General features: G+C 69.9%; 13 protein-coding genes. 7 read left to right on the top strand and 6 right to left on the bottom strand.

Going from position 1 to position 13,228, the window contains the following annotated elements; all coding sequences use genetic code 11:
* The first annotated feature begins 21 nt into the window (after window positions 1–21).
* The 5 genes from FBY22_RS43000 (at window position 22) to cseC (ending at window position 4,568) form a co-directional block, all read left to right on the top strand.
* The gene (locus FBY22_RS43000; protein WP_260845397.1) at window positions 22–987 is read left to right on the top strand and encodes an A/G-specific adenine glycosylase; all 966 of its coding nucleotides are present in this window, start codon (window positions 22–24) and stop codon (window positions 985–987) included.
* A 226-nt stretch (window positions 988–1,213) separates the two neighbouring features.
* Window positions 1,214–1,753 carry a SigE family RNA polymerase sigma factor gene (locus FBY22_RS42995; protein ID WP_142154274.1) on the top strand — a complete coding sequence of 180 codons (540 nt, stop codon included), beginning with the start codon at window positions 1,214–1,216 and terminating at the stop codon, window positions 1,751–1,753.
* Window positions 1,741–2,397: a hypothetical protein gene (locus FBY22_RS42990; RefSeq protein ID WP_142154272.1), complete on the top strand. Its 657-nt coding sequence runs from the start codon at window positions 1,741–1,743 to the stop codon at window positions 2,395–2,397. The genes FBY22_RS42995 and FBY22_RS42990 overlap by 13 nt, the downstream gene beginning before the upstream one ends.
* 110 nt (window positions 2,398–2,507) lie before the next feature.
* On the top strand, window positions 2,508–3,212 hold the full coding sequence (gene cseB, locus FBY22_RS42985) for a two-component system response regulator CseB (RefSeq protein ID WP_142154270.1): 705 nt from the start codon (window positions 2,508–2,510) through the stop codon (window positions 3,210–3,212).
* Between the two features lie 18 nt (window positions 3,213–3,230).
* Entirely contained in the window at window positions 3,231–4,568 is a 1,338-nt protein-coding gene (gene cseC / locus FBY22_RS42980) for a two-component system sensor histidine kinase CseC (RefSeq protein WP_142154268.1), read from the top strand.
* Window positions 4,569–4,585: 17 nt separating this feature from the next.
* Here cseC and FBY22_RS42975 read toward each other — a convergent pair whose 3' ends face one another.
* From FBY22_RS42975 to FBY22_RS42960, 4 genes are all read right to left on the bottom strand, one after another.
* Entirely contained in the window at window positions 4,586–5,443 is an 858-nt protein-coding gene (locus FBY22_RS42975; protein WP_142154266.1) for a class I SAM-dependent methyltransferase, read from the bottom strand.
* A complete protein-coding gene (locus tag FBY22_RS42970; protein WP_142154264.1) occupies window positions 5,440–5,874 on the bottom strand; it encodes a VOC family protein in 435 nt (144 codons plus the stop codon). The genes FBY22_RS42975 and FBY22_RS42970 overlap by 4 nt, the downstream gene beginning before the upstream one ends.
* Before the next feature lie 59 nt (window positions 5,875–5,933).
* Window positions 5,934–6,353 (bottom strand): helix-turn-helix transcriptional regulator, encoded by a 420-nt coding sequence (locus tag FBY22_RS42965; RefSeq protein ID WP_142154262.1) that lies wholly within the window; start codon window positions 6,351–6,353, stop codon window positions 5,934–5,936.
* A 150-nt stretch (window positions 6,354–6,503) separates the two neighbouring features.
* Window positions 6,504–8,081, bottom strand: a complete 1,578-nt coding sequence (locus FBY22_RS42960; protein ID WP_142154260.1) for an MDR family MFS transporter — start codon at window positions 8,079–8,081, stop codon at window positions 6,504–6,506.
* Between the two features lie 167 nt (window positions 8,082–8,248).
* On the opposite strand from FBY22_RS42960, the gene FBY22_RS42955 reads away from it, so the two are divergent.
* Window positions 8,249–8,848 carry a TetR/AcrR family transcriptional regulator gene (locus FBY22_RS42955; RefSeq protein ID WP_142154258.1) on the top strand — a complete coding sequence of 200 codons (600 nt, stop codon included), beginning with the start codon at window positions 8,249–8,251 and terminating at the stop codon, window positions 8,846–8,848.
* 4 nt (window positions 8,849–8,852) lie between these two features.
* Here FBY22_RS42955 and FBY22_RS42950 read toward each other — a convergent pair whose 3' ends face one another.
* The gene (locus tag FBY22_RS42950; protein ID WP_142154256.1) at window positions 8,853–9,626 is read right to left on the bottom strand and encodes a M23 family metallopeptidase; all 774 of its coding nucleotides are present in this window, start codon (window positions 9,624–9,626) and stop codon (window positions 8,853–8,855) included.
* 360 nt (window positions 9,627–9,986) lie between these two features.
* Between FBY22_RS42950 and FBY22_RS42945 the strand changes: the two genes are divergently transcribed.
* Window positions 9,987–10,586 (top strand): HAD family acid phosphatase, encoded by a 600-nt coding sequence (locus FBY22_RS42945; RefSeq protein WP_142154254.1) that lies wholly within the window; start codon window positions 9,987–9,989, stop codon window positions 10,584–10,586.
* Between the two features lie 73 nt (window positions 10,587–10,659).
* On the opposite strand, the gene FBY22_RS42940 is transcribed toward FBY22_RS42945, so the two are convergent.
* On the bottom strand, window positions 10,660–13,185 hold the full coding sequence (locus FBY22_RS42940; RefSeq protein WP_142154252.1) for an ATP-dependent Clp protease ATP-binding subunit: 2,526 nt from the start codon (window positions 13,183–13,185) through the stop codon (window positions 10,660–10,662).
* Window positions 13,186–13,228 lie beyond the last annotated feature (43 nt).

The raw sequence follows: 13,228 nt of genomic DNA, 5'->3' as shown, positions 1-13,228 counted from the left end.
CCATGGCAGGATCGGAAAGCCATGACTGCGCTCACGAACCCCTCCACGGCCACCGCCGAGCCCCCCACCCCCGAGACCGTCCCGCAGATCGCCACCCCGGAGACGGCCGCCGCCCCCACGGCGCTGCACTCCCCCGTCATCGACTGGTTCACCGAGAACGCCCGCGACCTGCCCTGGCGCCGCCCCGAGGCCGGCCCCTGGGGCGTGATGGTCAGCGAGTTCATGCTCCAGCAGACCCCGGTCAGCCGCGTCCTGCCGGTCTACCAACAGTGGCTGTCCCGCTGGCCCCGCCCCGCCGACCTCGCCGAGGAGCCCCCGGGCGAGGCCGTCCGCGCCTGGGGCCGCCTGGGCTACCCGCGCCGCGCCCTGCGGCTGCACGGCGCGGCGGTGGCCATAGCGGAACGCCACGGCGGCGACGTACCCACCGACCACGCCCAGCTCCTCGCCCTGCCCGGCATCGGCGAGTACACGGCCGCGGCGGTCGCCTCCTTCGCGTACGGCCAGCGCCACCCGGTCCTCGACACCAACGTCCGCCGGGTCTTCGCCCGGGCCGTCACCGGCGTGCAGTACCCGCCGAACGCCACCACCGCCGCCGAACGCAGGCTCGCCCGCGCCCTTCTGCCCGACGACGAGCACACCGCCTCGCGCTGGGCGGCGGCCTCCATGGAACTCGGCGCACTCGTCTGCACCGCCAAGAACGAGTCCTGCCACCGCTGCCCCATCGCCGCGCAGTGCGCCTGGCGCCTGGCGGGCAAGCCCGAGCACGACGGTCCCCCGCGCCGCGGCCAGACCTACGCCGGCACCGACCGCCAGGTCCGCGGCAAACTCCTCGCCGTACTCCGGGAAGCCCACGCACCCGTCCCGCAGTCGACGCTGGACCGGGTGTGGCACGAGCCGGTGCAGCGGGCGCGCGCGCTGGACGGACTCGTCGCGGACGGACTCGTGGAGCCCCTTCCCGGTGGTTTGTATCGGCTGCCGTTGACGTAGAGCGCCGAAACATCACAGCCACCACAGAGCCGAATCACCCCAAACAGCCGCCAACTGGTGTGCTGCTTTACCCCGTTCCTACGTCCGTTACACAACCGACGTACAGCCGATTGCCAGCCGAGGGCTGCCGCGCACAGCGCCGTGACAACGCCTCCGTAGCTTCATTCCCACGGAACGGACCGACGGCGAGGGGCCGACGGAAACGGGGATCAGGAGGCGGTTCGACATGGCGCAGGGCGAGGTGCTCGAGTTCGAGGAGTATGTCCGCACCCGGCAGGACGCGCTGCTGCGCAGCGCGCGCCGGCTGGTCCCGGACCCGACGGACGCCCAGGACCTCCTCCAGACGGCGCTGGTGCGGACGTACGGCCGCTGGGACGGCATCGCGGACAAGCGCCTCGCGGACGCCTATCTGCGCCGCGTGATGATCAACACGCGGACCGAGTGGTGGCGGGCGCGCAAGCTGGAGGAGGTCCCGACCGAGCAGCTGCCGGACGCGAGCGTCGACGACTCCACCGAGCAGCACGCCGACCGCGCGCTCCTGATGGACATCATGAAAGTTCTGGCACCGAAGCAGCGCAGCGTCGTGGTGCTGCGACACTGGGAGCAGATGTCCACGGAGGAGACGGCCGCCGCCCTCGGCATGTCGGCCGGCACGGTCAAGAGCACGCTGCACCGGGCGCTCGCCCGGCTCCGCGAGGAGCTGGAGAGCCGCGACCTGGACGCACGCGCGCTGGAGCATGAGGAGCGGGAGCGTTGCGCGGTCTGACCCCCGCCGGGCCCGAACCGGGCCGGGGGAACCTTCGGGCGGCGTGCACGGCGGTGGCCGTGCTCGCCGCCGTCGGGCTTTTGGCGTCCGCCTGCGCAACGGGCGGCACCGGCGCCCGTGACGAGGGTCCGGCGCACGCGGACTCGGTCGCGGGCGCCGCCGCCACGCCCTCGTCCAGCAGCCCTGCCCCGTCGAAGGCCGCCAAGCGGGTGGACGCGGTCAAGCTCGTCAAGGACGACCCCACGGTCTCGGCGGAGGTCAAGCGCGAGCTGAAGCCGTGCGTGGCCGACGAGTACCCGGTCGACGTGTCGTACGGGGATCTCACCGGAGGAGCGGCCGACGACGTCGTCGTCAATGTGCTGACCTGCGGGGACGCGGTGGGCGTGGGCTCGTACGTGTATCGCCGGCAGGGCGGCCGGTACGAGAATGTGTTCCAGGCCGAGGAACCCCCGGTCTACGCGGAGATCGACCGCGGCGACCTGGTGGTGACCAAGCAGGTGTACGAGAAGGGTGACCCGGTGTCGAGCCCGTCCGGCGAGATCGTGACGACGTACAGCTGGTCATCGGGCCGCTTCACCGAGCGGTTCCACACGCGCAACGACTACAGCAACGCGGTCGGAGGCGGCGCGTCGCCCTCGTCGTAGGGTCGGCCTCGCCGCGAGGACGAGTGAACCGATCGGCCCCCGCGGAACGATTCATCTGCAGCAGGCCGTACACCTCCACCACGACCGAGACAAGAACTGAGAGCACCGGGATGGCAGACCAGACCCACGTCCTGTTCGTCGAGGACGACGACGTCATCCGCGAGGCCACCCAGCTCGCCCTGGAGCGGGACGGCTTCGCGGTCACCGCGATGCCCGACGGCCTGTCGGGGCTGGAGGCGTTCCGGGCGAACCGCCCGGACATCGCGCTGCTCGACGTCATGGTGCCCGGACTCGACGGGGTCAGCCTGTGCCGTCGTATCCGCGACGAGTCGACCGTGCCGGTGATCATGCTGTCGGCGCGCGCCGACTCGATCGACGTGGTCCTCGGCCTGGAGGCGGGCGCCGACGACTACGTGACCAAGCCGTTCGACGGCGCCGTGCTGGTCGCCCGGATCCGCGCGGTGTTGCGGCGCTTCGGTCACGCCGGCGGCGGCGAGAAGCCCGACGAGGGCGCCGACGGGATGTCCGGCGGGGTGCTGACCTTCGGCGAACTGGAGATCGACACCGAGGGCATGGAGGTGCGCCGGGCCGGGCAGCCGGTGGCGCTCACCCCGACCGAGATGCGGCTGCTCCTGGAGTTCTCCTCGGCGCCGGGCACGGTCCTCTCCCGCGACAAGCTGCTGGAGCGCGTATGGGACTACGGCTGGGGCGGGGACACGCGCGTGGTCGACGTCCATGTACAGCGGCTGCGTACGAAGATCGGCCAGGACCGGATCGAGACGGTCCGCGGCTTCGGCTACAAGTTGAAGGCCTGAACGGGGACGGCGACGGACATGCGGGGGACCTTCCGGAGCCCGGGGACACGTGAGGCGGGCGGTATCCGTACCGGCCTGCGCTGGAAGCTCAGCGCCGCCATCGCGCTGGTCGGTGCGCTGATCGCGATCACGCTCAGCCTGGTCGTGCACAACGCGGCCCGGGTGTCGATGCTGGACAACGCGCGCGACCTCGCCGACGAGCGGCTGCAGATCGCCCAGCGCAACTACGAACTGTCCGGCCGGCTGAACTTCCCGAACCTCCAGCGGGACGACCCCGATCTGCCGAGGGCGCTGCGGGAGAAGGTCGACGAGGGCCGGCGGGCCACGTACGTCACCGAGCGGCACAGCGGCGTGCCGGACATCTGGGCCGCCGTCCCCGTCAAGGACGGCCATGTGCTGTCCCTGCACACGGGGTTCACCGACCGCAGCACGGACATCCTCAAGGACCTCGACCAGGCGCTGGTCATCGGGTCCATCGCGGTCGTCCTCGGCGGCAGCGCGCTCGGCGTGCTCATCGGCGGCCAGTTCTCGCGCCGGCTGCGCAAGGCGGCGGCCGCCGCGAACCAGGTCGCCAAGGGCGAGACGGACGTGCGCGTGCGGGCCGCGATCGGCGGTGTGGTCCGGGACGAGACCGACGACCTGGCCAGCGCCGTGGACGCCATGGCGGACGCGCTGCAGCAGCGCCTGGAGGCGGAGCGCCGGGTCACGGCGGACATCGCGCACGAACTGCGCACGCCGGTGACGGGTCTGCTGACGGCGGCCGAGCTGCTGCCGCCCGGCCGCCCCACCGAGCTGGTCCTGGACCGCGCCAAGGCGATGCGCACCCTCGTCGAGGACGTCCTGGAGGTGGCCCGGCTGGACGGGGCCTCCGAGCGGGCCGAGCTGCAGGACCTCCTGCTGGGCGAGTTCGTCACCCGGCGGGTGGCGGCGAAGGACCCGGACATCGAGGTGCGGGTGGTGCACGAGTCGATGGTCACGACCGACCCGCGCCGCCTGGAGCGCGTCCTGTTCAACCTGCTCGCCAACGCCGCCCGGCACGGCAAGCCGCCGATCCAGGTCACCGTCGAGGGCCGGGTGATCCGCGTCCGCGACCACGGGCCCGGCTTCCCCGCCGACCTGCTGGCCGACGGCCCGAGCCGCTTCCGCACCGGCAGCAGCGACCGGTCGGGCCACGGGCACGGTCTCGGCCTGACGATCGCGGCCGGCCAGGCGCGGGTGCTGGGCGCCCGGCTGACCTTCCGCAACGTCCGCCCGGCCGGATCCCCGGACCATGTGCCGGCGGAGGGCGCGGTGGCGGTCCTGTGGCTCCCGGAACACGCGCCGACCAACACGGGCAGCTACCCGATGCTGCCGTAGCCGCTGCCGTACCGCCGTCAGACCGTGGCGACGAGCAGCTCTTCCCCGCGTGAGGGCCGCAGGCCGTCCGTGCGCTCGGTGAAGTACCGCTTCTCCAGGTCCGCCGCCGACACATGGCGGGCCTGGTGGAAGCCCGCCTCGCGGGCCAGGGCGAGTATCCGTGCGGGCCGGTAGAAGCTGAGGAAGGGGGTGCCCGCCGCGCGGGCGCCCTCCATCGCCACCCGCAGCTGCGCCTGCTGCTCCGGCTCCACGTCCTCGACGGGCCGCAGGAAGGTCGTGACGAACGTCGAGCCCGGGGCCAGCCCGGCGACCAGCCGGAAGGTGGCCGTGACCGCGTCCTGGCTGAGGTACATCGTGACCCCCGCGGAGGCCACGACCGCGGGCCGTGCGGGATCGAGTCCCGCCTCGCTCAGCCGCCCCCACCAGTCGCCCTCGAAGTCGACGGGCACGAACCGCAGCCATTCCGGTATCTCCAGGCCGAGGCCGGCCAGCCGTCGCCGCTTCCAGGCCTGCGGGCCCGGCCGGTCGACCTCGAAGACCCGCAGGCCCAGCCGCTCGGCGTCCGCCGCCCGCCGCTGGGCGAACGTGTCCAGCCCGGCGCCGAGGACCACGTACTGCCCCACCCCGTGCTCTGCCAGCTCCCCCACCAGGTCCTCGACGAACCGGGCGCGGGCGACGATGGACGCCCGGGTTCGGCGCGTGGCGTCGACGTCCATGTCGGGCCGCTCCCGCCATCCCTCCCCCGGGTCCGCGATCCGCAGCCCGACCTCGTCCTCGATGACGTGCGGCGGCGCGTCGGCCCGCAGGTGCAGGGCCCGCCACAGGGCGACCCGCACGGCGGTGTGCTCCGGTGCGATCTTCTCCCCGACGCTCACCCGAAGTCCTTGGAGAAGTCCAGCTCCTCGCTGCGCTCGGTCAGCGAGTACCAGTTGCCGTTGTCGTCACGGAAGATCGCCTCGATGCCGTACGGCCGTTCCTGCGGGGCCTGCAGGAACTCCACCCCGCGCGCCCTGAAGGTCTCGTAGTCGCCGCGGCAGTCGTCGGTACGGAACGCGCCGGCCCCCAGCACCCCCTTGCTGACGAGTTTCTTCAGCGCCGCGGCGGACTCGGGATCGAGTCCGGGCCCGTCGAGGCTCATCAGGGTGAGTTCCAGGTCGGGCTGGTCCTTCGCCGCGACCGTGACCCACTTCATCTCTCCCATGGAGACCTCGTTGCGGACCTCGAAGTCCAGTTTCTCGGTGAAGAAGGCCTTGGTGCGCTGCTGGTCGAAGGTCCACACGGTGCTGATGCCGAGACCGAGGATCATGACTGTGCTCTCCCTGTTCGGTGCCGTCGTCCTGTCCGCCACCGTAGGCAGGGCGGGGTTCAGGGCGCTTCTTCGGAGTTGCTCTGCCTGCGCGGGAACCCGCCGGCCCACAGCATCGCGTAGCAGCCGGGTATGAGCGCGGCTCCCCTGCCGACGTGCTCGGTGCGGTACTCGCTCGGTGTCAGGCCGGTGCGGGTCTTGAAGCGGGCCGAGAACGTCCCGAGGCTGCTGAAGCCGACGAGGTGGCAGATCTCGGTGACGCTCAGGTCCGCGCTGCGCAGCATCTCCTCGGCGCGCTCGATCCGGCGGTGCGTCAGGTACTGCCGGGGCGTCTCGCCGTAGGCCTCCTTGAAGGCCCGCAGGAAGTGGAAGCGGGAGTACCCGGCATGCGCGGCGACGGCGTCGAGGTCCAGCCCGGGATCGGCCCAGTCCCGGTCCATGGCGTCCTTCGCCAGCCTCAGCTGCCGCATCTTGTCCATACCGTGATGGTGGCACGCGGCACTGACAACGACCCGTGGCGTGCGGGGGACGCGGCGACCGACGGCGGCCCGTGCCCGGCCCTCGGGTCCTGGACATGACGAAGGCCCCCGGGGCGGACACCTGCCGGGGGCCTTCGGGTCACTGCGGGATCAGACGGCCTCGACGACCGGCGGCTGCACCGCCGCGTCCTCGGTCGAGCCCTCGCTCTTCGGTCCGGTGCCGCGCAGCGCGACCTCCTTGACGAACACCGCCGCGATCAGGGCGACCACGGCCACCACCGAGCCGAGCAGGAACGCCGAGTGGACACCCGCGGACACCGCGTGCTGGTATGCCTCGCGCGCCGCCGCCGGCAGCTTGGCCAGGCTCTTGGCGTCCAGCGACGCCGACTTCTCGGTGATCTTCGAGCCCAGTGCTCCGGCCCGCTCGGCCATCACGTGCTGGACGCGGTTGTTGAACAGGGCACCCATGATCGCGACGCCGAAGGAGGAGCCGAGCGTACGGAACAGGGTGGTCGAGGAGGACGCGACGCCCATGTCCTTCATCTCGACGCTGTTCTGCGCGACCAGCATGGTGATCTGCATCAGGCAGCCCATGCCCAGGCCGACGACCGCCATGAAGACGCCGGAGGTGAACCGCGTGGTGCCGGTGTCCATGGTGGACAGCAGGTACAGCCCGACGATCATCAGGACGCTGCCGACGACCGGAAACAGCTTGTAGCGTCCGGTGTTCGTGGTCACCCGGCCGGCGACCATCGAGGTCACGAGCATGGCGCCCAGCATCGGCAGCAGCAGCAGACCGGAGTTCGTGGCGGAGGCGCCCTGCACGGACTGCTGGTACAGCGGCAGGTAGAGCGTGGCGCCGAACATCACGAAGCCCGTGATGAAGCCGATGATCGACATCAGGGTGAAGTTGCGGCTGCGGAAGATGTGCAGCGGCACGACCGGCTCGGCGGCCTTGGTCTGCCAGAACACGAACCCGATCAGCGCGGCCACGCCGATGCCGATCAGCTCCATGATCCGCGCGGAGGTCCAGGCGTACTGCGAGCCGCCCCAGGTGGTGACCAGGACGATCGAGGTGATGCCGACGGTCAGCAGGATCACGCCGAGGTAGTCGATGCCGGCCTTGGCCCGCTTCTTGGGCAGGTGCAGCACCGCGCTGATCAGGCCGAGGGAGACCACGCCGAGCGGCAGGTTGATGTAGAACGCCCAGCGCCAGCCCCAGTTGTCGGTGATGGTGCCGCCGACCAGCGGTCCGCCGATCATCGCGATGGCCATGACGCCGGCCATCATGCCCTGGTACTTGCCCCGCTCCCGGGGCGGGATCAGGTCACCGATGATCGCCATGACGCCGACCATCAGACCACCGGCGCCGAGGCCCTGCACGGCCCGGAAGCCGATCAGCTGGCCCATGTCCTGGGCCATGCCGCTGAGCGCCGAGCCGATCAGGAAGATCACGATCGAGGTCATGAACGTCGTCTTGCGGCCGAACATGTCACCGAGCTTGCCCCAGACCGGGGTGGCCGCCGCGGTGGCCAGCGTGTACGCCGTCACCACCCACGACAGGTGCTCGAGGCCGCCGAGCTCGCCCACGATCGTCGGCATCGCGGTGCCCACGATCATGTTGTCCAGCATCGCGAGCATCATGGTGATCATGAGCGCGAGCAGGACGACGCGCACACTCTTCGGCTGTTTGTCCGGCTTGGTCTCTACCGTCTCTGTGTCCGCCATCGATCCCACTCCCCTACAGTCCTGCACACTTCCTCCCGGGCGGGCACTTACTTGCCGCCCGGCTAGTTGACTACACTGAGGAAAGTAGACCCGTAACTAGCCGGGCGTCAAGTAAGTTTTCTAGTCGGGCGACAAGTAAGTTCGCAGGGGGCGTGAGGAGCGCGACAATGGGCGGCACGATGGACGGCACCAAGCGGCAGCGCCGCGGCAACACTCGCCAGCGCATCCAGGACGTGGCGCTCGAACTCTTCGCGGAACAGGGCTACGAGAAGACCTCGCTGCGCGAGATCGCCGAGAGCCTGGACGTCACCAAGGCGGCGCTCTACTACCACTTCAAGACGAAGGAAGAGATCCTCGTCAGCATCTTCGAGGACCTGTCCGAGCCGATCGAGGAGCTGATCGAGTGGGGAAAGCTCCAGCCGCACACGCTGGAGACCAAGCAGGAGATCATCCGCCGCTACAACGAGGCCCTGTCCCAGGCCCTGCCGCTCTTCCGCTTCATGCAGGAGAACCAGGCGACGGTGAAGGAACTGCGCATCGGCGAGATGTTCCGCAACCGCATGATGGGCATGCGCGACATCCTCATCGACCCGGACGCCGCGCTCGTCGACCAGGTCCGCTGCATCAGCGCGGTGTTCGCGATGCACGCCGGGATGTTCGCCCTCAACGACCTGCCGGGCACCGACGAGGAGAAGCGCGAGGCGGTCCTGGAGGTGGCGACGGCCCTGGTGGTTCAGGCCCACCAGGGCACGCACGCCGAGGACTGACGGCTCAGACGCCCAGGCCCTTGGAGCGCAGGAAGGCCACCGGGTCGATCGCCGACCCGTAGTTGGCGGTCCTGCGGATCTCGAAGTGCAGGTGCGGTCCGCTGGAGTTGCCGGTGTTGCCGGACAGGGCGATGTGCTGGCCCGTCCGGACGACCTGGCCGACCCTGACGTCGATCCGCGAGAGGTGGGCGTACTGCGAGTACGTGCCGTTGCCGTGCCGGATGACGATGGCGTTGCCGTACGCCGGGCCGTCACCGGCGCCGTTCGAGCCGGCCTTGACCACGGTGCCGCCGTGCGCGGCGACGACCTCGGTGCCGCTGGCCACGGCGAAGTCCTGGCCACTGTGGGTGGACTGCCACATGCCGCCGGCCTGGGCGAACTTGGCGGAGAGCGTGTACTTCCGGACCGGGTGGACCCAGGAGGCGGCCCTCTTCGCGGCGGCCTTGGCAGCCGCCTTCTTCTTCGCGGCGGCCTTCCTGGCGGCCGCCTTCTTCGCGGCCTCGGCCTTCTTGGCGGCCGCCTTCTTCGCTGCCGCGGCCTTGGCCTTCGCGGCCGCGGCGGCCTTGGCGGCCTTGGCCTGGGCCGCCGCCTGCGCCTCGACGGCGCTCGCCACGCCGGAGACGGAGGCGGAGGCGGAGTTGGTCGCCGAGGTGGTGTCGGCGGCGACCGCGACCCCGGCACCCAGCACGGCCGACATACCGAAGCCGGCGGCCAGGACGGCCGCACGGGTGCGCAGGGCGGACGTACGGGAAGAACGGGACGTGACACGCGGGGACATCGAGACCTCAGGGGATCGGGAGCAGAAAAGAACCACCCGGTGCGCAAGCAGCCGCCGGATGGGCAGATCCTTGGTAACCCGAGCCCACATCAATCCCAAAATGGGACATCTACGACGCACTCTAGTAATTGAGCGCGAAACTTGATGTTCTACGACGAAAAAGGCCCTGCCGCAGCACTATCGGCCGTAGTACCGGCCCGATCCCCTGTGCGGCATGTCACCGGCTCCGAAAGTATCGGTGGCCCCATGTGACGTACATCTCTGGTCACTTACCCGTCGGTAACCCTACGGTTCCCCTCGCGCCACCCTTGCCCTCGAACATGCACAGGACAACGACATACGGACGCGAGAGGACCCCCCATGACAAGCCGACGCCCCTGGGCTCGCCGCACAGCCGTCATCACCGTCTCCGCCTCGGCCCTGGTGGCGCTGGCCGCCCCCGCGAACGCGGCGACGAGCACCGCAAGCGTCGACTACGCCACCTGGCAGAAGGACTGCCAGGGCGTGATGGACCAGGCCCTCCCGTACGTCAAGGAGCGCATCGCCGCCGCCGGGGCGGGCGAGAAGCAGGCCATCGTCCTCGACATCGACAACACCGCCCTGGAGACCGACTTCGGCTTCAGCTGGCCGCAGCCGGCCAACAAGCCCGTCCTGAGCGTCGCCCAGTACGCCCAGCAGCACGGCGTCTCCCTGTTCTTCGTCACCGCCCGCCCCGGCATCATCTATCTGCCCACCGAGTACAACCTGGAGCACGACGGCTACCAGGTGTCCGGCCTCTACGTCCGCGGCCTCGTCGACCTCTTCAAGGACGTCGCCGCCTACAAGACCGCCCAGCGCGTCGCCATCGAGAACAAGGGCTACGACATCATCGCCAACATCGGCAACAGCGCGACCGACCTCTCGGGCGGCCACGCCGACAAGGCCTTCAAACTGCCGGACTACGACGGTCAGTTGTCCTAGCCCGCCGAGCCGCGGGCATGCGAAAGGGGCCGGTGCCCGAAAGCACCGGCCCCTTCTGGCGTCGCCGTGAGGCTTACGCCTCCTTGCTCAGGTTCGGGCCCGCTCCGCCGGCCGCCTGCTCGATCGGCGGGACGTCCGGCAGGGCCGACTTCTCCTCGCCGCGGAAGGTGAAGGTCTTGGTCTCGCCCTCGCCCTCCGTGTCGACGACCACGATGTGGCCGGGACGCAGCTCGCCGAAGAGGATCTTCTCCGAGAGGGTGTCCTCGATCTCGCGCTGGATGGTCCGGCGCAGCGGCCGGGCGCCCAGCACGGGGTCGTAACCCTTCTGGGAGAGCAGCTCCTTGGCGGACTGGGAGAGCTCGATGCCCATGTCCCGGTCCTTCAGGCGCTCGTCCACCTTGCTGATCATCAGGTCGACGATCGCGAGGATGTCCTCCTGCGTCAGCTGCGGGAAGACGACGACGTCGTCGACGCGGTTGAGGAACTCGGGGCGGAAGTGCTGCTTGAGCTCGTCCGACACCTTGTTCTTCATGCGCTCGTAGTTGGACTTCGTGTCGCCCGAGGCCGCGAAGCCCAGGTTGAAGCCCTTCGAGATGTCCCGCGTGCCGAGGTTGGTCGTCATGATGATGACCGTGTTCTTGAAGTCCACGACCCGGCCCTGGGAGTCGGTCAGGCGACCGTCCTCCAGGATCTGCAGCAGCGAGTTGAAGATGTCCGGGTGGGCCTTCTCGACCTCGTCGAACAGGACGACGGAGAACGGCTTGCGGCGGACCTTCTCGGTCAGCTGGCCGCCCTCTTCGTAGCCCACGTAGCCGGGGGGCGAACCGAAGAGCCGGGAGACCGTGTGCTTCTCACTGAACTCCGACATGTCGAGGGAGATCAGCGCGTCCTCGTCACCGAAGAGGAACTCGGCGAGCGCCTTGGACAGCTCGGTCTTACCGACACCGGACGGGCCGGCGAAGATGAACGAGCCACCCGGACGCTTCGGGTCCTTCAGACCGGCACGCGTACGGCGGATCGCCTTCGACAGCGCCTTGACGGCGTCCTTCTGACCGATGACCCGCTTGTGGAGCTCGTCCTCCATGCGCAGCAGACGCGAGGACTCCTCCTCGGTCAGCTTGAAGACCGGGATGCCGGTGGCGGTCGCGAGGACCTCGGCGATCAGCTCGCCGTCGACCTCGGCGACGACGTCCATGTCGCCGGCCTTCCACTCCTTCTCGCGCTTGGCCTTGGCGGCGAGGAGCTGCTTCTCCTTGTCGCGCAGGGAGGCGGCCTTCTCGAAGTCCTGCGAGTCGATCGCGGACTCCTTGTCGCGGCGCACGCCCGCGATCTTCTCGTCGAACTCGCGCAGGTCCGGCGGAGCCGTCATCCGGCGGATGCGCATCCGGGAACCGGCCTCGTCGATCAGGTCGATCGCCTTGTCCGGCAGGAAGCGGTCCGAGATGTAGCGGTCGGCCAGGGTGGCCGCCTGGACCAGCGCCTCGTCCGTGATGGAGACGCGGTGGTGGGCCTCGTACCGGTCGCGCAGACCCTTGAGGATCTCGATCGTGTGCGGCAGGGACGGCTCCGCGACCTGGATGGGCTGGAAGCGGCGCTCCAGGGCCGCGTCCTTCTCCAGGTGCTTGCGGTACTCGTCCAGCGTGGTCGCACCGATGGTCTGCAGCTCACCGCGGGCCAGCATCGGCTTCAGGATCGAAGCGGCGTCGATGGCGCCCTCGGCGGCACCCGCACCGACCAGCGTGTGCAGCTCGTCGATGAACAGGATGATGTCGCCGCGGGTGCGGATCTCCTTGAGCACCTTCTTCAGGCGCTCCTCGAAGTCACCGCGGTAGCGGGAGCCGGCGACCAGCGCGCCGAGGTCCAGGGTGTAGAGGTGCTTGTCCTTGAGGGTCTCGGGCACCTCGCCCTTGACAATGGCCTGGGCGAGGCCCTCGACGACGGCGGTCTTGCCGACGCCGGGCTCACCGATGAGCACCGGGTTGTTCTTGGTGCGGCGGGACAGCACCTGCATGACCCGCTCGATCTCCTTCTCGCGCCCGATGACCGGGTCGAGCTTGGACTCACGAGCGGCCTGGGTGAGGTTCCGGCCGAACTGGTCGAGGACCAGGGACGTCGAGGGCGTGCCCTCGGCAGGTCCGCCGGCGGTGGCGGTCTCCTTGCCCTGGTAACCGGAGAGCAGCTGGATCACCTGCTGCCGCACCCGGTTGAGGTCTGCGCCCAGCTTGACCAGGACCTGGGCGGCGACGCCCTCGCCCTCACGGATCAGGCCGAGCAGGATGTGCTCCGTGCCGATGTAGTTGTGGCCCAGCTGAAGGGCCTCGCGGAGCGACAGCTCCAGGACCTTCTTGGCACGGGGGGTGAAGGGGATGTGCCCGGACGGGGCCTGCTGGCCCTGGCCGATGATCTCCTCCACCTGCTGGCGGACCGCCTCGAGCGAAATCCCGAGGCTCTCAAGGGCCTTGGCGGCGACACCCTCACCCTCGTGGATCAGGCCCAGGAGGATGTGCTCGGTGCCGATGTAGTTGTGGTTGAGCATCCGGGCTTCTTCCTGAGCCAGGACGACAACCCGCCGCGCGCGGTCGGTGAACCTCTCGAACATCGTTAATCGCTCCTCAGAGCGGTCAGGCAGTGGGGGGAACTTC

The organism is Streptomyces sp. SLBN-31 (assembly GCF_006715395.1).
Taxonomy (GTDB): Bacteria; Actinomycetota; Actinomycetes; order Streptomycetales; family Streptomycetaceae; genus Streptomyces.
This window is presented reverse-complemented; position numbering and strand designations above follow the sequence as displayed.